The organism is Sphingopyxis sp. (genome assembly GCF_019459305.1).
Taxonomy (GTDB): domain Bacteria; phylum Pseudomonadota; class Alphaproteobacteria; order Sphingomonadales; family Sphingomonadaceae; genus Sphingopyxis.
Window position 1 is genome coordinate 41,425 of the sequence record NZ_JAIBES010000090.1, and the last position, 20,227, is coordinate 61,651.

Genomic DNA, 20,227 nt, shown 5'->3' on the forward strand with positions numbered 1-20,227 from the left:
TATGCTCTGCCACCTGAATTCTGGAATAGTTGCTGTTAGAGTTGTCCGCCGTAGATATCCTTGGCTGGGCGAGGAGTTACGGCAGGAAGGCATCGAAGTTTCGGAAGCGCAGAAGGCATTCGTCATCAAGCGGGGGAGGAGGGCAAGCGAGGGACCATGGGATGGTTTGATCCACCAGCAATAACGTTGCGGAAGCGCATGCCTGCCGCCATGGTTGGCCGATTCAACGCCGTGGAGGAATTTGCGCTGTATCATCTGAAAGGCTCGCCAGAGCAGCACCGACGTTATCAGCTTGGCGTCATATTAGCGCTGTGGATCAAGGCTGGCGAATTGAATGGCGCAATCAGTCTCCCAAGTGGCGATTCCCGCAAGGTTCAGGCCATTTATGTGAGTTGCATGAACGTGTTGATGAAAGAGTCGCTTGATTGCTTTCACATCCTCGCGGCCATTGCCGAGCAGGGAGGCTCCTTCGGAGTACCCGCGGACTTTTACCGCGAATTGGCGGCTAGCGTCGCTTCATAAATATAAGCCAGCGCAAGGCAGAGGGGTAGTATGGCAGACGATTTGATGACCACTGCGGCGACGATCCTGCTTTCGGGTGGCGTCGGCGCGGGAGGAATGTGGCTCAAGCAGCATCTGTCTGATCGAAAGGCGGATCGTAAGCTTGATAGGGAGACGACGCTTCTTGCCTTGAAGGTTGCGGGCATTCTTGAAAAGTTCGCGAATTCATCAACGTCTGCTGCCAGCGTTATTTCCGAGCATGTCAACGACGGTGAAGAAGGCTATTTGATCCACATCGCGAACCTGCCGGAATTTCCCGAGCAGCATGAGAGGTGGAACGACCTGAATTTGAAGGTCGCTGCCGATATCATCCAATTGAAGGATACGCGCGCGGCCTTCGAAACGCGCCTAGATGGCGCATTCCAATTCAATGATGCCGACGACGTGCAGGAAGAAGCTCGTATCCTGAACATCCTCTTGGCGGTCGAGGCGTGGAGGCTCGCAGAGAGCATTCGCAAGCGCTACAAACATGGCAAGCCCGTCACCGCTGCATATTGGCCCGTGTACCTTCGGGAACAGTATGCGAAGATTCCGAAGGAACGTCAGATGCTGGTGTTTAACTCCTTCCGAAAGCCTTGGTGGCAATTCTGGTCGTGACGTCAATTTCTCAACGGAATCCATATTGCCGCTTCTTCATCGCCAAAAGGTTTGCATTGTCCGCGCAGCGCCTCGATCGCTACCCAGGCACAAACCATCGCATCGAGGCAGTCCTCGGTTGCCTTTAATTCGAAGCCGGCAGATGAGGGATGGACTCGAGCTAGTTGATGTGCGGAACCCGGCACAGGTTCGTCCAAGGCATTGGCAATCTTCGCCCACATTGCGATCAGCTGCTTCTTTCGATCGATCGGGTTGAGATTCTTCCAATAAGTTCGGGTCTTGGCCAGCTTGTAAGGGAGTCGTTCGCTGGCCTCGGTGAGCTCCACCAAAGCGGGGTGCGGATAGACCTCGATCAGGCCTGGTTCTTCTATCACGGTCGTTCGGAGGGGGAAGCCGGCCGCCTCAAACCCCTCGCGCAGATTGTCGCTTATGGCGCCCGGCCGGGTGGTGCTCGGGGTATGCGTGCTACATTTCCGTGCGCCATAGGCACGGGAAACTTCATTGTCTGCCGTCCGCCGAGATACGATCGCAGTTCTCGACAGAGGCATATCGATTGCGACGAGCACGACACGGGCCCCCGTGAAATCCTCTGCCGCACGAACCAGCTGCGCTGCATCGGGCGCACTTCCGCTCGGTCTCGTGTCCAAGCTGATCGAGTGGTCCGCTTGCGCCAGGAAGTGGTCGTACGACGGCTCGGCTGCGACCATCCGCCAACCGGCATTCATTTCGACTGCAAGCGCCACGCCACTTGGTTGCGTCAGCGTCCACGCTGCATCGATGCCCAAAACGGCGCGCGGCCTGCGCGTCATGTTTTTGGCTCTGAAGGGAAGTCCATTTTCGTCATTGGCTGTGCATACCTTGCCCAAGTTGCGGCTGTATTCCGCTGCTGGCGCTTCGAGCGGCAACCCTCCACGATCCTTCGCGTGGCAAGAGTGCTGGAAACGCGGAGCTCAGTCGGGCTCCAATTCCCTCGTCGAGCCTGTCCTTGACGCCACGCATTGTCGTGCTGTCGAGCTCCGCTTGAGTCAGCGAGATGCCGGTGATGATTGCAGCCCGGAGTTTCGGTATCGATTTTGCGAGATCGGAGAGCGACTTCTTACTCTGCAGCGTCTTCTCGACAAACCCCAGCGCCCAAAGTGACGTAGCCCATGCTTCGAGGAAGTCGACGGGCATGTCGCGATCCTCGGCATTGACCGAAAGATGTCTGATTGGCGCGCGGGCCCCGAAGAAAAATGCCGACAGCACGCGTATGATGTGCCGCGGCCAATCTTCTTCGTCGCCCCCACAAGGAAGGCCGCCCCGAAAGTCCGGCCGCCATGCGGCATGCAGAATTAGCAGGAGCCAGAACCTTAGGCGCAAAACGTCATTGTTGCTGAACCGACCAGGCGCATCTTCTCGGCTTAGAGATTTTATGTACGACTGCCGCGCGCGTAGAAACGCCGCCCGATCGATGGGAGGCCGTTGTTCACGTTCTGGCGCATCGCGACCACTACTGTTCTCGCCTTTGCTTTTACCGGGCGCGCCACGCGATGGATCGCTATTCTCGTTTTCCCCGTCTGTTCCTTCGGGCGGCTGTGACAGCTCATTTGGATCGATCTCCGATTGACCCCAGTCGCCCCCTGATAGTCGATTGAGGAGCGCACGGACGGGGTCAATGTTCGTGGCCTGCGTGCTGCTTTCGCCCCCAAGAGGATTACGCGCTTCGGGCTTCGTCTTGACAAACTCCTCGTAGCTCAGCTCGCGAGGAGGGGCTTCTGCGGCGGGTGCCGTTTGGTCATTATTCGCCGGCCGGCGCTGCCTAAGCTCTCGCTCGACACCATCTGCTCTATCGAGCTCATCGAAGGCTTGGAGGAGCAAGAGGTCAATTTCGTCATAGCTATTGAATTTGTCTGTGGCCTCCCGCACCGTCTTACTGGCCACCTCGCGTCTCAGCTTCCGGAGGAGGTCGCGATGAATGAGCGGGGCCGGCGATGAGCCTGCCAGTGCATCATCTACTCGGACAAAATACACCCTGTTGAGGTCTTCGATATGAATGCGACGCCGAACACCATCGGGCACCATAGCGCTGATAGCGACTTCGCCGACCTGCTCGCCGTTCAGATCGAGCAAGATGAGGCGGCCTCCCCACCCCGCGCGACTAGGAGTCCAAACTAACTCTCCGCGCTCCGCTTCAAATCGGCCGGGCATTTTTTCTCGTGCAGCGGTAAGCGGTATTGGAGAATTGCGCGTGGGTGGAGCTAGTTGGTCGGCAGAGATTGGAGTCTCGCCAATCACCTTTTCGAGGCCGAGGCTCTCGAGCGCGATGTTCCTGGTTACGCGTCGATACACGGAGGCCTCGGCATTGTGCCCGGCGAAGCCGTTGCCCCCGAGCGCGGCGCCGGTGCAGTTTGCGCTGCCCGTCAAGACGTGGTCGAAGTCGGCCGTTTGCGCGATGATGAGCTTGGCATGTTTGAACCGCCGGGCCTGGAAGTCCGTAACATCGACTAGCTTCGTGGCCGGCGTGAGCTCTTGCTCCAGCGGAAACTCGTGCGTGTCACGGTCTATAAGGATCGTTGATTCTGGCGATCCCATTGCGCTCTGAAGCATTCTCAATGCACTCAGGTCGTCCCAGTAGGGGCTTAACACGATGAGCCGCTCGACCGGAGACTGGATTTGCGTGGCATAGCGTTCGGCAATTCCGCTGGGACCTGGATTGGCAAAGAATCCTAAGAGCGAGCCATCGTCCAGCTCGACAAGGGTCTCTCGCGCTGCGGTATGAAGCCAGGGCGATTTTTGATCCGCCCATACTAACGCGTCGTGCGCGGCGCCTGCGGCGCCCGCGCTGACCTCTCGGACATAATCCCAAATTGAAGCGATAAGCGATTGTTCCGGAGACGGGCTAGCGGTGCACTGTAACTCCGTCACCAGTTCGAGATTGCCACCAATGCCAGCTGCCGTTGCATTCGCCGATCCTACGAATGCGCGCGCCCCATCGCGACTGAGTTGAAGCAGGATCTTCGGGTGAAAAACGCCAGAAGTATGCGCGGGGCCATGCAGCACATAATTGCGCCCCAGCTGCTGAGGTAGAGCCGTGCCGTCGGCAAGGGCGATCGCCGACATCCGCTCGTCGGCAATCAGCATGATGTTGGTTGAGCCGGCAGCTGCGAGCTGCGGAAGCACCAGTTCTTCAAATCCGTTGAACTCTATCGAGAAGCTCGTGACGAATGCGCTATGGTATCCCTGCTTGACCTGATGCCGTTTGGCGATCTGCTCGGCAAACTTCATTGGAAGGCCTCAAGCAAACCGCGACCGCGATCGGTGAGGCCTTTTTCGCCGATGAGATCGATATCGACGAGAAATTGGATCGCTGGATCCAGCCGAGGGGTAGTCGGAACTGGATCATATTGGGCTCGATAGACCAGCCGCCCATCGCGTGCTTCGAACAAGAAGGTGTAGTCGCCCTGACGGCGGAGCTTCTGCATCGCGATCTGATTGTGGCGGCTTACCACGCGCTGAGTGACGTAGTTGGCCAAAACCGTGGCTAGGTCGCCTTCGTTCTGGCGCGCAAGCCATAGCGCTTCTGTTCGAATGGACCTGCCTCCACTTTGCAGGCCGAAGGACCGGTCAACCTCGGCCTGGAGATCCGGCCTGGTGTTCAATCGCTTGGCGAGCGCGGCCATCACTTCGATGGCGATGACGGCTTTGGCATCGCGACTTTCTCGCTTGCCGCCGATGGTTCGAACATTCTCCTCGAGCTCCGTATCTTCCATTGCGCTGCTCGCAACCAAGCCGTTCCAGTCCAGGCTCATTCGGTCAGGCCAATGTCCACGGATCCGGCCTGCGACCTCGAAATGGATCTCAGTGATGGATCTGCCGTCGACGAAATCATTCGTCATATCGATCGCCCAGCTCAATAGGGCTGCGGCCGCCATTTGCCACATATCTTGAACTTGATATGCCTCCCAGCGGAGCCGCTGCGGCTCAAGGCTGGTGGGCAACTTGCCGACGCCTTCAAACAGATGCTGACGAACATCGTCCGACCTCGGCCGGCGTCCGAGCAATTTCGACACATGTAGGACTAGCAGCAGCGTGTCTCGCCGGCTGGCGTCTGAGACGCGCGGTTCCGCGGACTGTGCGAACAGCAGATTTTCGTAGTGATCGCGCTCCACCCCGACCGAAATGCGGGCAGGCAGGGCGAGAGCTAGCTGCTCGAGTTCGGCGCGTGTTACCACGGGAGTGTCGAGGCATCTGATTAGGAGAGCTTCGACGTTGGAGCCGATCGCGACGGCAAAGGCGCGTGCGAGGGGGAGTCCCGCTTCGACCGTGCGCAATGGAAGCATATGGTTTTGGGCACTTACGGTGTCGAACAGTTGCAGTTCATCCATTTGCGAAAGATAGGCTTGTCCGAAGACGCCGACCCGCTGTTTCAAATAGCGCCGGGCCTCGGTGTTCGTAGAAGCGCCTTCTTCGAAATCTATTGGGTCGGCACCCGCGGCTAGAATCTCTGTCGACCATTGGACGCCGGCAACGCCGCTTTCTCCGCCCTGATGTTCGGCGATCAAAGCATATAGCGCCTCGAGACGGCGGATCCATTCGACCCATTTTTCCTGATCGGTCGTATGGCGGTGGCGTGCGAAGGCTTCGCTCGCCCAGCAATAAAGGCCGTAGTAGCGGACCCGTAACGTGACGTTGCTCACGCCGGGCAGGAGCGATTGATAAAGCTGCACGCCACTGTTCTGCATGCCCAGTGGATCGAGGCCCCGCTTTTCCGCTCTTTCGGTCCAGACGGGCAGAAAGTTCATACCATTTGTCTCCACGAGTATATTGATACCGATGAGGGAACGAAGGCTAGCTACTCAAACCCATGCTTCGTTCGGTGTTTACGTAGCTGAGTGCGATGACCCTGTTCGAAGGGAACTCGAGGTGTTTCGCTCGGTCTTAGAATCGCCAAAGCGGCTGAATCCATACGTGGACCGAGCAGAGCACCGCCGTCGTCTGAAAAGCTTATGAGGCCGGCATCGAAGGCTGCATCCCAGTGCGCCGAGAGCAACAACCCGTTGAACACGTCCAACCTCTCGGCATCGCTCTCGCAATCGGACCATGCAACGATGTGACTGGCGCGCAGCAGGGCAGGTTCGGTAACGTCGGTCAGTGGGCAACGCCCCCAATAGTCGAGAAGAGCGCGGCGAAAGACGTCTTGGCCAATGCGTTGCCGAACTATTCGATCGATCTCGGTGTCGCCTAAGCTGCGTATTTTATCCTCGAACTGGGATAATGGGAAAGATGGAAGGCTACGGGCCAAATGGAAGGCGCGGCTCAGTGCGATCCGCATCTGGACTTGTTCCTCAAACGCGAATGCACCGGTGAATGCGGAAGGTATAGGGCCAAACTTCGCTCCGGGAAATTCCAGCTCTAGCGAGCGGGCGACGCCGGCATGCTCGACCGCGAGGAACCACGGGCCGCCGTCGTCGCCCGACCCGGATGCTAGCGCCAGCTCTCCCGGAATACCCTCGTCGGACCGGAACCAGAGCCACCCGTCGGCATCTCCGTTCGGCCGCCGGAACCCGTGGTTGAATGCTGCCTGTTCCAGTTCGAGCCGATAGAGAGGATGGGGGGAGCGTAGCCGCAGGTCGGGGGTTATCGTCAAACCAGCTCCTCCTCATCCTCAGTCGCCTCATCGAGCGTGTCGGTGATCGGCTCGCGTTCGCCGCGGGCACCCGCTTCGGAAAGGGTTTCGATAATGCGGTTGAGCCGCCCCAGCGCAAAGCGATCGAATTCGTCGCCGAGCTTCATCGCTCGCCCTTGAATATTGCACATCGGCGGTTTGCCGAACTTCTGGCGAAAGGCTAGGATCAATGCGCGTTCGAGCTTCACCCACGATTTAAAGCCCTGGCGGGGTCTACAGGTGACGATGCGGACGTCGAGCGATTGCACGCCATGCGACCATAATACGTCCCAAGACCTGTATGCGGCGCTTTCCGCCACCCGCGAAATGCCGTTTCGTGTCGTGCCGATATAGGCGATTTGCGAGTAACCATTGGGGTAGCGAAGCTTTCGGTCAGCGCAGATCACGTAAACGAGCCTCTCATGATCCAGCGCAACCCGCCGCATGGTCAGCGCGGGTTTTGGCTTCAGAGAAATTTTCAGGCGCTGCGACATTTCTGCCCCCAGTAGTGATTAACGATAACCTTCGACGCGAGGCCGGTGTCCGTCGGAGATCATCGCGTCATAGGCTGCGAGGACGAGGCGGCGGGTACGGTATTCGCCAAATTTGGCGATCTCGTTCTTTTGAAGGACGCGGAAGGTTTCGGACGGGTAGTCGGCACCCATCACGTCCTTGGGATCGAGCACGTAACGCAGCTCGTCACGGGTCAGGCCATAGGCGAGCGCATACCAGGCATCGAGCTCGGCGCGCAGCTGCGCGCGGGCGTCATCGTCCCAGGCGAAGGGCGCGCCATCATAGCCCAAATCGCGCGCGAACGGAGCCATGGCGTGGCTGGTATAGGTCAGCTCCAGCACGCGCGGGACGATGAAGGCGAGGTCGGCTGCGGTGTAGGCCGTGGGGGGGAGGATAGGGAATTGCTTGAGGTAACCGTAAGTGAGATGGAGGCCTGCGACCTTGGAGCGCGCCATGTTATCGAGCGCGAGTGAGTTAAGGTTGGCGAGCAGCGCCGCTTGACGCGGCGCTGACTGGTCACTGAACATCAGCGGCGACGTGTGTCCGACGGCCACCCTCGGGATCGCGGACATGATCACTGTCCGCTCGTTAGTCGGGGCGGTGACGTCCTTGAAGGTCAACAACCATCCCCGATTCGAAAAGCGGCCGAGACGTTCATCTGCATCGCGCTCCGGTGCCCAATAGAATGGCTCCGGCTCAAAGGTAGGGTCCTGATACCGTTCGATTGGCGTCTCTGGCATGACGCGATAGCCTCGATCGTCCCCGCGCGACCCGTAGTCGCCGAAACGATGATCGAACTGGTGGACCATCTTGGCTTCGTAGAGCGGCACGTAGCGCGCCTTGGGCGGCGCGTTGCTGCCGGTCGAGAGGTCGAGATTGTTCGCGTCGCGACCGCCGGTCAGCGTCAGCCCCGGCGCACGCGGCTGCGCCGCGCCGGGGCGGACCCAGTCGGCCCCATTGCGCACCCAGCCGTCGGTGGCGAGCTGCACGGCGGTGCGGAACAGGCCGCTGTCGCTCGTCATGTTGAACAGGCCCTGGCGGAAATCGACGCCCCATGGATTGCCCGCCCCGCCTTTCGTCTCGTCGATCAGCACCGGCACGCGGTCGTAAAGCACGGCGGTCAGCCGGGCGTCCTCGCGCGTGCGGAAGACGGGGGCGGTCTTCGTATTGGGGTTGATCCGTGCGATCTCGTGCGGCGATAGGGTGAAGCGGCGGCGATCGTCCTCAAGCTGCGCGGGATCGGTGAGGAAGAAGGCAAACCCTGCCTCGCGCACGTCGCTGCCGATCGTGAGCAGGCAGAACTTCATGCGGCTATCGACTGCCGGGAATAGCTTCTCGCGGTTCTCGAAATCGAACAGCCGCGCCAGCCGCGCCTCGCTCACCAAGTGGCCAAAAAACGGTGCGGTGGTCGCGTCGGTGGCGATGCCGGTCGGCACGATGATCCCCGCGCGGCCCCGCTCGCGCGTCAGGTTAAGGAAATGCTCGGCGAACAGGCCATAGGTGTTCACCTTGCCACGCGCGGTCAGATCGAAGCGACCGCTAGCGCGCGCGAAATCGTTCATCGCCTCGAACTGGCGCTTGTCACGCGCGAACTCCGCGAATAGTTCCGGACGCTCGGTTTCCAGCGCGGCGATGGCGCGCTTGCGGGTCTCGCCCTTCATTTCGGCAATCTCGGGCGCTCGGCTCTCGAAATATTCCTCCTCGCCGAGCTGTACCACCTCCCACGGCGGATTGCCCAGCACCACGTCGAAGCCGCCACGTTCGATCATCACGTCGGGAAAGGCGAGCGGCCAGTGGAGCACGCGCGCCGCCCCGGCCACGTCGATTGCGGCGCCTTCCATCGGGCCATAGACCTGCCGGCCGCCGAGCTTCGCACGAACCTCCGCGGTGGTCGGCACCATGTTACGCCCGTGGTTGAGCGGCACCTCGGTCTTGGGCAGCAGGAAGGCGGCAACGAAGAGATCGCAGGCGACGCGGGTGGCGTAACGCGCGGGATCGCGGCGCCATGCCTCGAATGCTTCGCGCTTCTTCTCGACCTGTCCCACCGTATCCTCAGGCATGCGGCGGATGGAGGACAGGTTGGCGGCCAGCTTTCGTGGCGGCATCGCGCCGGTGCCGCCGGCCCAGTCGAACTGGCCCTGGCCCTTTTTCGCGGCTTTGTTCTGTTGCAGATAATATTTGGCCGCCGTCTTGTCGTCGCCGGTGAGCGGCTTGTAGGCCGCGTCGGGAACGCCCTCCTCGAGCGCGTCGAGGCTGAACACGCCCAGCAGCGCGTCGCCGCAGCGGATGTTGGCGTCGAGAAAACCGAGCGGTTGTCCCGGGGAAACGCTTTCGATCCACAGCGCGACCTTGGCGAGCTCGACCGCCATCGGGTTGCGGTCGACCCCGTGGATACAGCGGCTGACGACATCGCGCAGCGCGGCTTGTGTCTCGGCCTTGCCCGCGTCTTCGTCGCGCAGCCTGGCCACGCGGTCGGCCATGCGCCGCGCCGCGCCGAGCAAGAAATGCCCCGACCCGCAGGCCGGGTCGATGACTCTGAGCTTCAGGATAGCGGCGACCTTGCCGTCCGCGGTATCGGCGCTCGCATCGGCCTGATCGAGGACCGGGTCGAGCGCGGAATCGAGCAGCGTTTCAACGAGGGTGTCGGGTGTGTAATAGCTGCCGCTGGTTTTGCGCGCGTTCCCCTTGGCGCCCGTGTCGAGTTCGAACTGCCCCGATGGTGTGAGCCGCGGCCGGATTTCCAGCAGGCTTTCGTAAACGCTGCCCAGCTCTTCGGTTTTCAGGTCGCGCCAATTGATCCGGTGGGTAACCTTGTCCTTGATCAGGAAGCCGAGGTTGAACATCGCCTCCAGAAAGCGGCGGTTCGGTATCCCTGCGGCATTCAGCGTCGGCGTCGCACCGCTTGCGAACAAGCCGCCGAGCGCGGGGAGGCCCAGCAGCTCTTCTCCTCGATCGAGCGCGGCGAATGTGATTTTCATCGCCTCCCACGCGTCATGATGATTGTCGCGCGCGGCGCGGCGCCGCGATCGTTTGCGCCAGAAGCTGAACGAATAGCTGCTCGCGTAAAGTGCGCGGGCGTCCTGCCCCGTGCGGCGCGGATGCAACAGGTCGCGATCTTCGGCAACGGCAAGAAAAATCAGGCGATAGACGGTCCGAAGCAGCTCTTCGAATAGACCTGTCAAAGCGCCTTGATCCTGCAATCGATCGCGCAGTTCTGGATTGGCCTCGATTACCCCTTGGCCGAGTTTGGCGAGCGCAGTTTCGACGCCCCCGCGCAACATCTCGCGCGCGGCTGTTCCTTGCTTCAAACCTTCTGCGCGCCATTCCTCGAGCGCGCAGTCCGATGCCGGCGCATGCGCCGCGCCGAAGCGGGTGGCGTGCGTCAGCAGCCACCAGATCGTGAAATCGGCAAACATCTCGTCGCGAAACATCGCGCCCAGATCTGCCTCGATCCACGCCGGACGGGTGAGGCTGTCATTGTCGCGCATCAGCCGGACGCGGTCGCCGGCGAACACGAGGCCCCAATAGTAGGAGGGATTCGCGTTCAGCCAGTCCTGTAGAAGCGATGCTGGGCTGCGTCGGAGGCGGCTTCCGGCCGCGCCGTCGCCGAACTCGGGGAGGGCGACATTGAACGCGTCGCGATCGTCGGCAGATGGCGCGACCACGATGGGCACCCGGCCCTGCCTTGCTTCGCGCGCAATGCGATACCGGCGATTTCCCTGTTCGTGGTCGACCGGGCCGACGAGGTCGTCGAAGCCGAAGCATTGCGTCAAAAGATCGTGAGCAAATTCTGCGGTGCGCGTGATGGTCGGCGACGATATCGCCGAATAGTCCTTCCAGAGCGCCTGCCCGATGCGGAAGTATCGAGCGATCTCGTCGCCGAGGTTGGTTCCCTTAGGGCTTTCATAGCTCGCGGCCAATTTGGCGTTTCGCTCCGCCGACGCGATTTTTTGTACCTGTTCGGGGGCGATCAGGCCGCCTTCGATAGTGACGGCGACCAACCCAAGTTCGGCGGCGCGTGTTGTCCGGCCGGCCATCAGTTTGCCTCCGGAACGAGCACATATAGTCCCACTATATCGGCCGGAAGAACTGGCTCCACTTGCGTGGTGACGCCTTCGCCTCTCGTTGCAGCTTTCACGCGGTCGTGGTCTTCAGACAATTGGGCGGCACGGGACGCGGCATATGACGAAATTGCACCTTCGTAATCTGATAGGCGCCCCTGCGCCTGCTCGACTTGCCGGGCGATCGCCATCGGTTCGATATTCGACGCGGCAGCCGGTTCGAGAAGAGCCAGGGCTTCTGGCCCGCTTGAAACAACGTCGCTTGATCCGGGTATGAAGGCGAGGGCGGTTGCTTCTTCCGCCAGCAATGTTCGCCGACCGCTCGTGACAAGCTTGAAGCGGAGACGGATCAGCAAAACCGTCGTGAGGCGATCGACTGCGGTGGTGCGCCATGCTCCTGCTCGACCGAGCGCAGTTTTGCCTTCCGCTGCCGCTGGATCAAGCGCGCCCTCTGTCATTGCCTCCGCAAGCGTTGAGACGAGGGGATGTGTTCTCCCCACATGCGCGACATTGGGCTGTAGCGAGTCCGTGAAGCCGATAACTTTCGTGCCGGATAGTCCGCGCGCGCCTAATCGTTCGCCGAGTTGTTGCGGGAGGTCTTCGTAACGCATCCGCCAGTTGGCCCCCTGCTGCCCCAGTGGCGTATCGATGCGTGCTAGCGCCCGACGCGTGAATCGCTCAATCTCGTCGGGCGTGCCGAGAAGCTCGCGCATGCGATGCCATTCGGGAAGCACCTCATCGGGCTTCAGGGCAGTCTGCGCGTATCTGGTCTGGCTCTTGCGTGCATCCTCTTCCGCATTTCGCCATTCGACCTCGAGGCGCTCCTCGGCATCGCCGAAATCAAAGAAGCCTTGTGCCCTTGGTGTACTCGAACGGAGCAGCATGGCCTGCATAAGCGCGTTCGTTACGCTTGCGGAATCTTCGGGAACCGGGACCGTCACGCCCGTCTCCTTCTGAATCCGCTTCATCTTCTCGGTAATGACGCGGATGACGGCTCCGTCGATGATCGAGTTCGATCCAAACATCATGAGTGACCAGACCTCAGCCGCATGCTGGCCGAAGCGATCGACCCGGCCGTCTCGCTGCTGATGGCGCGTCGGGTTCCAATTAAGGTCGTAGTGCACGACCGCATTAAAGAGCGACTGCAGATTTATGCCTTCGGACAGACAGTCCGTAGCAACGAGTATGCGATCGGCGTGATCACCCATTGCGTCAACTCGGACGCGTCGCTCTTCCGGTGTCAGGCGGCCGGTGACGACCTCGACATGGTGTTTTTTGAACTGCTTTCGGAGCGCCTCGCCAACCGCCTCAGCGGTGCTGATGAAGCGGCAGAAAACGACTGGCCGTGCGCCATTCTTGTCGATGAGCCCTTTAAGCTGGCGGATCAGCTCTCGGAGTTTGGGATCTTCTTCGAACCTGGCGACCAAAACGGCAGCTTGGTCAATCAGCTTGCGAAGCTCGGTCGTCTCTTCGCGTTCTGGAGCGGTTGCGGGTTCGACATCGGTGTTGACGAATTCGCCTTCGTCGCTGTCGAGCAGCATGGGCGCGAGAGTTTCTGCCTCCGCCATGCCGCTGAGGCGATTACGCAGGGCGCTAAGCGCCGCCGCAGGCGACGAGCCGACGCAGCGCATCAGCGCGAGCGTGCCCCAAAAGGCCAGCCGTCGTGCCTTCTCGCCATCGGCGCGGGACGCGACGCCGAGGCAATATTCGAGTACATCCTCCTGAAGGTTCAGGAAGTCGCCGGACAAAGTGTAGGGGATGTCGGCTTTCATCGGTTTCGCAAACGCTCGATCCTCGCCCCATTGACCTGCGATATCAGGTCTACGACGCTGCACGAAATGTTGGGCGAGACGACGACGATAGCGCTCTAAGGCGTTAGTGTCAGGCGTGTCCGGGCCCGACCTCAGGTCGATATGTAGAAGGGCAAGCAGGCGCTCGTAGGCGTCCTGGTTACCACTATGCGGCGTGGCAGTGAGGAGGAGCAAATGGCGCTCGGCCTTTTCGGCGAGACGCTCGAGGAGGGCATATCGTTGATGCGTGCCTCGTTCGCCCCCTCCCACACAGCTATGCGCTTCGTCAACAATAACGAAGTCAGGACAGGCCTGAGCGAAGCTCTCGCGCCGACTATCGGCCTTGATATAGTCGAGGCTGACAACCGTATAGGGATGGACGCCGAATACCGTGTCGCCAAGCGGCAAGCCGCGTTCGAGCGAGCGAACGCGTGCCGAAGTCACTGCAACTGCATCGATGTCGAATTTTTCGGAAAGTTCGCTGACCCACTGATCAACAAGGTGCGGCGGGCATAACACCGTAAATCTATCAACTTCGCCGCGGTCGATCAGCTCGCGGAGAATCATACCCGCTTCGATTGTTTTGCCGATGCCGACATCGTCCGCGATAAGCAGGCGCTTCACATCGAGGCGCATCGCCATAAGGAGTGGGACGAGCTGATAGGCGCGCGGTTCAACGCCGAGATGGGCTGCGCTGCGAAAGGGGCCAGCGCCTCGGCGGAGCGAGAGCCTTAGGGCGTCTGCAAGCATGCGGGCAGCATCTTGGGTATCGAGTTGATCCGCGGTCGGTGGCGAGAAACTGGAGACGTGTACGGGAAGGTGCTCGAGGCGGGGAGCAATGACGACCGCGTCCTCTTCCGAGCCCGAGAGCGGGCGTACGCGTACTAAGCCATCGCCGGGCTTGCCGAGAATGATCCATTCGCGTCCTCGAGCGGTAATCAAATCGCCCGTCTGGAATTGATCGGTTGAAACAGGCGCGTTCATTGCGTCACTCCAAGGGCCGCCGCGAGCTCAGGCGGCATTTCTGCTCCCGGAGATTCGGGAAGTTCGATGAGGTGGTCGCCATTGTTTTCACAGCGGCTCACGAGCGTGGGAGGCGCGCCTCCAATTACGGCGAGCACGAGATGACTGCTCCAATAGAGCGCGCCAGGCACGGATACGGTCGAGGGCTTGGGAGCCCCCCAACTTTCGAGTGCCGAGAGCCATGGTCCCGCGGGTCCAGTGCCACTGTCAGACGGAACCGGTTTGTCACGCTCGCATTTGCTCAGGCGGCGGAGCACTTCGAGGACCGTCTCGTCGCGCCGGTCGATCAGCTCATGGTCTGGCTGATTGTAATATGACAGCACGCAGCGATAGCATCCTGCTACGCATGGCTCATCGCCATCCTGTAGTTCGTCACCAACCCATTTGTAATGCATTAGCTCGAGTGATGCTTCGGCGAGGCGCCGCCAGTGGGCCGGATCGTCGATGAGACGTTTGAGAACACCGGCTCCGCCTTCTGTTGCTTCATAGAACAAAATGGCGTTGCGGTTATCGCGTGTCGGTAGCGGTTCACCGAGAAGCTCTCCCGTTTCCAGAACGTGTTCCGTCTCGATTGCTCGAATGAGAATATGTTGGAGCGTAGCCAATTGCGCGGTCGACAGCCCTAGTTTCTCGTCGAACTGTACAAGCAAAGCGTTTTTGGTGTCTTCGACGACCGGTACAATCGACTGGCGTCGCGGCGATCGCGGATCTTCCCCGAACTTTTCATCATCGTCAGGGTTGGTGAGCCACCGGCCAGTCAATGTGTCGATGTCAAAGCCAATTTGCGCCTTTTCTTTACGACGCCTCAGACCCAAATTGACCCGCGATAGCTTGGTTTGCGGTCCGTAGCGCAACATGGCTAGCGGGCTTTCGCCCGACTTGAGAAGCAGCTCTTCTCGCCGTCCGGCTTCCCATTCGAAAATAGTCCGCAGCTCGAAGCCGCGGCGTTGGCGGTCTTCGTCGTTGGCAGTGATGCGCGCCCCGGGTACCGCGTCGACATTCTCGATACGGTAGAGCTTGGCGAGCCGACCCTCGTCTGTGAGTAGGTCGCCGCAGACCGAGCACCGCTCTTGGGTGTCCTCGCGATGCGCCGCGCCGCAGGTTTGACAACATTTGAGTGTGTCGGTGGTCAGCGATTGGTCATCGTTTCGTGACCCGGAGCGCAGCTTCGCGCGGTTGCACCTGTAAGCTTTCCCCTCATGATATACGAGACTGTTCGGGCCGAACTCGGAGATCGCCAAAAATCTAGGGCGTTGAAGCACGGTCGACGACTTTTCGGCGTCGATGAAGGCATAGAGCGGCAACCGCGGGAAGTTGTAGCCCGGCAAGAAGCCTTCCGTCGCCAGATAGCGGTAGACGTAAAAATCGGAGCTCTGAGATGAGGTTCCTGTCTCGAGCAAGCCAATCTGCTTGTTGGCCGAAGCGGCTCGGGCGCCATAGGCGGCGCGCTCGGCTTTATCGAGGCCGGTCTTTTGGAGAATCTTCGACGCAAATGCCAAATCTTGGTGCGCGGAATCGTAGAGACCGCGCCAGCGATTGAGGGCGTTGCCGAACGACGCAGCTGCTTTGGGCCACAAGCCTTGCACAAAGACCGTGGGATCGCCGATTTGCTCAGAGCCAGTTCCGGGGAGCGCAGAGGCGACAATGCGAACGGCTCGGGCCTCCGAAGAAGCGTCAGAACTCGCTTGCTCAAATGCCGCCAGAATGTCGTGCTTTACCGGCGATCCTTCGACCTGCATTTCGAGATTGTCAGGGATTGAAGTGGCAAGGGCTATCTTTGCCGATGCTAGCCACTCCGCGTGAACATGCGCGGCGAGTAGGTCTGCGTTCTCGAGTTCGATAGCGGGCGCTCTGACAATGCCAGCGACGAGATCAATTCTTCGCTCGAAATAATATTGGTCGTGCGGGCTCTGCGCGGCGCAATAGGTGACTACGAGTGCAGCCTGGCCACTTCGGCCGGCGCGGCCGGCGCGTTGGGCATAGTTTGCCGGCGTCGGGGGTGCGTTTCGTAGGTAAACGACATTGAGCTGGGAGATGTCTACGCCGAGCTCCATCGTGGGCGAGCAGTACAGCAGCGGCAGAAAGTCGCGGCGCTCGGCCATAACTTTTTCATTGGCAGCCAGCTCGTGCATTCGTTTTTTGTCGTTCTCCCCTTGCCGGAACCGGCATTCGCGAAATTCACGAAGCGTGGCTTCGACCTGTGCCGTGTGCTCGCGAGCTTCAAAGGCCATGGGTAACGATCCAGGCGTTCCGAGCCGTGCGGCAACGTCCGAATAGAGTTCGGAGAAGAACGGGTTCGCGTCTTTGTTAGCCGGCTTCCCATCGCCGGGGCGCAGCCTGATGGCTCCGGGGGCAAGCCGCCAGCCAGAATGAAATCGCCGCACGATCTGGTGCCGGCTGGCTGCCATCAACATGGCCTCTAGAAGTGGTTCGCGGTCCTTGAGGTCGATACCTCCGGCGAGCTTCCCGATATCTCGAGCGAGCTTGCTACGACCGGACACCTTTACGACGCGATCGTATTTCCCCGCGTCCGTCCCGAGGACCAAAGTGGTGACGTAGTTTAGGTCGCGCGCTTGTTCTTCATTTCCAATCGCCCATGGATCTTTCAGCACTTGCCGTGACTTCTCGGCAGTTTGGTCGAGCTCGACTTGATCAAGTGCATCGGTCGCGACAGCAAGACCTTGGCGCATCCGGTCAAATAGGTCGAGGAACATCCTCTCGCGTGTCGCGCCGGAAAGTTCGGCAAGGATTTCAAATCCGCGACCCTGGTCGGCAGTCACCGTTTCCTGGTCTATTCCGGAGCAGCTTTCGTCGTCTCCGGCGAGATCCTTCACTCCAGGATAATTTACGTCGATAAGATCGAGCTGGTCGAGATTGGGATTTGTAAAGCGCCATCCCCGACGGAGGTCGTTCCAAAGGCGATGTGCAAGAACGCGGTTTACCGACCGCTTTGCCTCATCCAACGCTGCAAAGCCCTTTGGATTTTCGTCAATCATCCACGCTCCGCGGCGAGTCTTGTCTTCGGGATCAAATCCCAGCGCACGTCGCAACGCGTCGCCGAACTGTTCGTGCGAGAGCCCTTCTTCGCCGGCGTCACGAACTGCGCGAAGCATTGCCCCGCGGAGCAGGGTGACAAATATGAAATCATTGAAATGTCCCGATTGCAGCGCGGCATCTTGTCGGTTGTCGGAGAAGCCGAGAAGTTTTCGCCGCTCCTTTTTCGGCGGGATACGCTCCCGTTCCATCCAATCCAGGATGGCTGCACTGATGAGTGTTGTCGCCGAACTGCGGCCCTCAGCCGAGAGCCCTGCAAGCTTATTGATATCGCGCGCTTGCGACGGCGGCTCATGCCGGCAGTTCGGGCAGAACCTGTACTTGCCTGGAAAGAACCAAGCTCGAGTGCCGTTTTCGTCGTGTCGACCGTCGGGTGCGAGCATCATGAGCCGGCCCTCATGTTTGCCCTTGTGACTGGCTTTGAGGCGCGGGCCGGCTTTCGATTCCTCGAGCCAATCGGCCGGATATTCTTCGAGTTCGCCAGTGAAGGGTAGTTCGCCGTCAATGTCCGGGACGAGGAAGCCGTGCTGCCATCCCTCTTCATCAACATCGTCACGTGGGGTTTGGTCGATGGCGCGGGCTACCACCAATCCGTCATCGTCTATCGAAACCGAATGCGCTTCCTGTCCACACTCCCGGCAGAAGAAAACCGGATAAAGGCGTGCAGAGGCATCGTCGCGATCGAACTTCTCGGCTGCGAGCGCCACTCTACGCTTTCCGAGCGGATGGAGGGTCGCATGAGCATGGCCGGCACCGGATAGGAAGCGGTGGAGTTTGAACGCCATAAAGGACTGTTCACGCTCATTGATGCAGGCACTCATCGCGACAAGACGTGAGGCCAAAGCCTCGCGGCATTGTCCCTCACTGAGTTCGGTAACTTCTGCCAGTGATCTTGCAGCATCTGTCAGGGTGCGCGGCGGTCGACGGCGACGCGTCTCATCACCTATCAGGCCGATGTTGAGCTCAATCCAGATGGCGATCGGATCAGTTTCAAAGCCGCTAAATGTGCGCGGAACCTCGTCCTTCGCCAAGATGGCCGCACGCAGACCCGGGCCAGGTATGCCGATCGTGCATCGATCGAGACTTTCGGTGATGACATCGTCTTTGAGTACAGGGCTGCCAAATAGCTTTGTCCCAACCTCGGCAACCGCTTTGCGGCCGGCGTCTTCGTCGCCCGAAGCCATCGTCGCGGACGTGCCGATACACAGCATCTTTTTTGCGCCCAAGCGCTCGCGTACGCGGCGTACGAGCATCGCAACATCGGCACCCTGGCGTCCTCGATAGGTGTGGAGCTCGTCGAGCACGAGAAACTCCAGCCCTTGCATGTTGCCGACGACTTCGCGATCGATACCGTCCTGCCGTGTCATTAGCAGCTCAAGCATCATAAAGTTTGTCAGGATGATGTCGGGTGGGTCTGCCGCAATGCGCTTTCGTTCGGCGTCTGGGTCTTGACCGGTGTAGCGGGCAAATGTTGGTGTTAGCTCATCGGAAAGTCCGCAGCCGCCAATGAATTTTTCCAGCTCTTCGCGTTGCGAATTTGCGAGCGCGTTCATCGGATAAATTACGATTGCTCGGGTACGACGTGGCTCGCCAGCTCGTCGGGCTTTTAAAATGCGGTCGATCAACGGCACGAAAAAGCAGAGCGATTTGCCCGAGCCAGTGCCCGTAGTGACAATGTAATTGCGGCCTTGCAGAGCCTTACCCAGAGCCTCGTCTTGATGCCTATGCAGATTTATAGGGACGCGCTCGGCGCCGAACGCAAATACGCGCGGCAGGTCAGGGTCGATCAGCCCGTCAGTAGCGAGCTGCGAGAGAGGACGTCCGGGCAGGAAGTGCGGGTTCACCCCAATCAAAGGCTCGGGCCAGAATTTTCCGCTGCGATAGATCGCGTCTACCTGTTCGCGGACGTCGTCAGCCCGAATGGTTGTGAAGGAGCGGGCGAATTCTTCGTATTTGGCTACCAGCTCGGAATCGAGATCGAAAACATTCATACTGGCGCCCCTCTTATCCGATCGCTTGAAGGCGGCAATATTCGTCCAGCGTCAATAGGCTGAGCATGCATTCAACCATATTGACGCTAATTCTCTACCGATATTGGAGGCAGCCATGTGGGGCTGCTCATGCTGCCCTGCTGGGCGCTTGATGTCGCTCTTCAATGCCGAATGAGATTGAACTGATTTCCATGCGGATTGGAGCTCCTTAGCTATAATTGAAAAGTCACCTGGCGCCGCGACGCCAATCTCCGCGGATCGAAATTCGCATGCCAGAACGATTGAAATCCCGCCTGCTAAACCACCAATCGGCCAGCTCCCCCGAGATTTTGCAGCCGCGACTCGGCAATCGGCCGCGGCTCCGAGAGCAAACCGTCGCCCATGCTTCTACACAGATAGCTATACAGCGCGCTATGCAGTATTCCGCTCCTAAGCGACCGAAAAACCACTCGGAGACGTGAGTCAAAATATTGGCATAATATGTTGATTTAAAAAGAGAAAAAGGACACTTCTGATGTTGGTTCGGGCGTCATAAGTTCTCCTCTCGATATTTCGGGAGGCGATCGATGTCTGGGACGGAAGAGCTGAAATTTTTACTCGAGGGGGAGCTCGCTCGACGGTGGCGGGTGCATATTGGGACGCTGCAGCGGTGGAGGTACCGCGGAACGGGACCAAAGTATGTTAAGGTCGGCGGGCGCATACTTTACCCGATTACTGCGCTGGAAATCTATGAAGCGCAACACCTCACCACGGTCGTGTCCCATATGATGGTGTAGGTTCGCCGGCGTAGCCTTAGCGATCTCCGGCCAAGCCGGGTTGATCATGCTGCCATGGCGGGCAACGTGATGATGTCATTATCGCTTAATCCCGAGACGCTCTCAAGGGTCATGTAGCGGCAACGCTGGACTGCCCATTCATCGTTCTGTTCCAGCAGGATGGCGCCGACCAGGCGCGTAATCGCCGCCTCATTGGGGAAGATGCCGACGACGTCGG

12 protein-coding genes are annotated in these 20,227 nt (G+C 59.7%); 3 read left to right on the top strand and 9 right to left on the bottom strand.

The annotated features are described in order from the left end of the window. The first annotated feature begins 198 nt into the window (after positions 1 to 198). Positions 199 to 522 (top strand): hypothetical protein, encoded by a 324-nt coding sequence (locus K0M74_RS10760; protein ID WP_293971723.1) that lies wholly within the window; start codon positions 199 to 201, stop codon positions 520 to 522. A gap of 30 nt (positions 523 to 552) precedes the next feature. Beyond that, positions 553 to 1,158: a hypothetical protein gene (locus K0M74_RS10765; protein ID WP_293971726.1), complete on the top strand. Its 606-nt coding sequence runs from the start codon at positions 553 to 555 to the stop codon at positions 1,156 to 1,158. A gap of 2 nt (positions 1,159 to 1,160) precedes the next feature. On the opposite strand, the gene K0M74_RS10770 is transcribed toward K0M74_RS10765, so the two are convergent. The 8 genes from K0M74_RS10770 to K0M74_RS10805 are packed head-to-tail and all read right to left on the bottom strand — an operon-like array spanning position 1,161 to position 19,234. Then, on the bottom strand, positions 1,161 to 2,063 hold the full coding sequence (locus K0M74_RS10770) for a DUF429 domain-containing protein (RefSeq protein ID WP_293971729.1): 903 nt from the start codon (positions 2,061 to 2,063) through the stop codon (positions 1,161 to 1,163). After that, entirely contained in the window at positions 1,999 to 4,422 is a 2,424-nt protein-coding gene (locus K0M74_RS10775) for a hypothetical protein (protein WP_293971732.1), read from the bottom strand. Before K0M74_RS10775 ends, K0M74_RS10770 begins: the two co-directional genes overlap by 65 nt. Next, positions 4,419 to 5,939 carry a hypothetical protein gene (locus K0M74_RS10780; protein WP_293971735.1) on the bottom strand — a complete coding sequence of 507 codons (1,521 nt, stop codon included), beginning with the start codon at positions 5,937 to 5,939 and terminating at the stop codon, positions 4,419 to 4,421. The genes K0M74_RS10775 and K0M74_RS10780 overlap by 4 nt, the downstream gene beginning before the upstream one ends. Before the next feature lie 50 nt (positions 5,940 to 5,989). Beyond that, the gene (locus K0M74_RS10785) at positions 5,990 to 6,784 is read right to left on the bottom strand and encodes an HNH endonuclease (protein ID WP_293971738.1); all 795 of its coding nucleotides are present in this window, start codon (positions 6,782 to 6,784) and stop codon (positions 5,990 to 5,992) included. After that, a complete protein-coding gene (locus tag K0M74_RS10790) occupies positions 6,781 to 7,296 on the bottom strand; it encodes a hypothetical protein (protein WP_293971741.1) in 516 nt (171 codons plus the stop codon). The genes K0M74_RS10785 and K0M74_RS10790 overlap by 4 nt, the downstream gene beginning before the upstream one ends. Before the next feature lie 18 nt (positions 7,297 to 7,314). Next, complete coding sequence (locus tag K0M74_RS10795; RefSeq protein WP_293971744.1) at positions 7,315 to 11,352, bottom strand: N-6 DNA methylase; 4,038 nt, start codon at positions 11,350 to 11,352, stop codon at positions 7,315 to 7,317. Then, the gene (locus tag K0M74_RS10800; protein ID WP_293971747.1) at positions 11,352 to 14,150 is read right to left on the bottom strand and encodes a DEAD/DEAH box helicase; all 2,799 of its coding nucleotides are present in this window, start codon (positions 14,148 to 14,150) and stop codon (positions 11,352 to 11,354) included. Before K0M74_RS10800 ends, K0M74_RS10795 begins: the two co-directional genes overlap by 1 nt. Then, positions 14,147 to 19,234 (bottom strand): DEAD/DEAH box helicase, encoded by a 5,088-nt coding sequence (locus K0M74_RS10805; protein WP_293971750.1) that lies wholly within the window; start codon positions 19,232 to 19,234, stop codon positions 14,147 to 14,149. Before K0M74_RS10805 ends, K0M74_RS10800 begins: the two co-directional genes overlap by 4 nt. A 566-nt stretch (positions 19,235 to 19,800) precedes the next feature. Here K0M74_RS10805 and K0M74_RS19850 point away from each other — a divergent pair. After that, positions 19,801 to 20,010 (top strand): helix-turn-helix domain-containing protein, encoded by a 210-nt coding sequence (locus K0M74_RS19850; protein WP_366932651.1) that lies wholly within the window; start codon positions 19,801 to 19,803, stop codon positions 20,008 to 20,010. A 44-nt stretch (positions 20,011 to 20,054) separates the two neighbouring features. Here K0M74_RS19850 and K0M74_RS10810 read toward each other — a convergent pair. Then, positions 20,055 to 20,227 (bottom strand): transposase (locus tag K0M74_RS10810; RefSeq protein WP_293971759.1); only part of this gene is annotated, 173 nt, incomplete at its 5' end.

What these genes read in the sequence shown, in the direction of transcription:
- K0M74_RS10765 (WP_293971726.1), top strand. Translation starts at nt 553, where the DNA reads ATGGCAGACGATTTGATGACCACTGCGGCGACGATCCTGCTTTCGGGT.
- K0M74_RS10800 (WP_293971747.1), bottom strand. Translation starts at nt 14,150, where the DNA reads ATGAACGCGCCTGTTTCAACCGATCAATTCCAGACGGGCGATTTGATT.
- K0M74_RS10805 (WP_293971750.1), bottom strand. Translation starts at nt 19,234, where the DNA reads ATGAATGTTTTCGATCTCGATTCCGAGCTGGTAGCCAAATACGAAGAA.
- K0M74_RS10775 (WP_293971732.1), bottom strand. Translation starts at nt 4,422, where the DNA reads ATGAAGTTTGCCGAGCAGATCGCCAAACGGCATCAGGTCAAGCAGGGA.
- K0M74_RS10780 (WP_293971735.1), bottom strand. Translation starts at nt 5,939, where the DNA reads ATGAACTTTCTGCCCGTCTGGACCGAAAGAGCGGAAAAGCGGGGCCTC.
- K0M74_RS10795 (WP_293971744.1), bottom strand. Translation starts at nt 11,352, where the DNA reads ATGGCCGGCCGGACAACACGCGCCGCCGAACTTGGGTTGGTCGCCGTC.
- K0M74_RS10790 (WP_293971741.1), bottom strand. Translation starts at nt 7,296, where the DNA reads ATGTCGCAGCGCCTGAAAATTTCTCTGAAGCCAAAACCCGCGCTGACC.
- K0M74_RS10760 (WP_293971723.1), top strand. Translation starts at nt 199, where the DNA reads ATGCCTGCCGCCATGGTTGGCCGATTCAACGCCGTGGAGGAATTTGCG.
- K0M74_RS19850 (WP_366932651.1), top strand. Translation starts at nt 19,801, where the DNA reads ATGTCTGGGACGGAAGAGCTGAAATTTTTACTCGAGGGGGAGCTCGCT.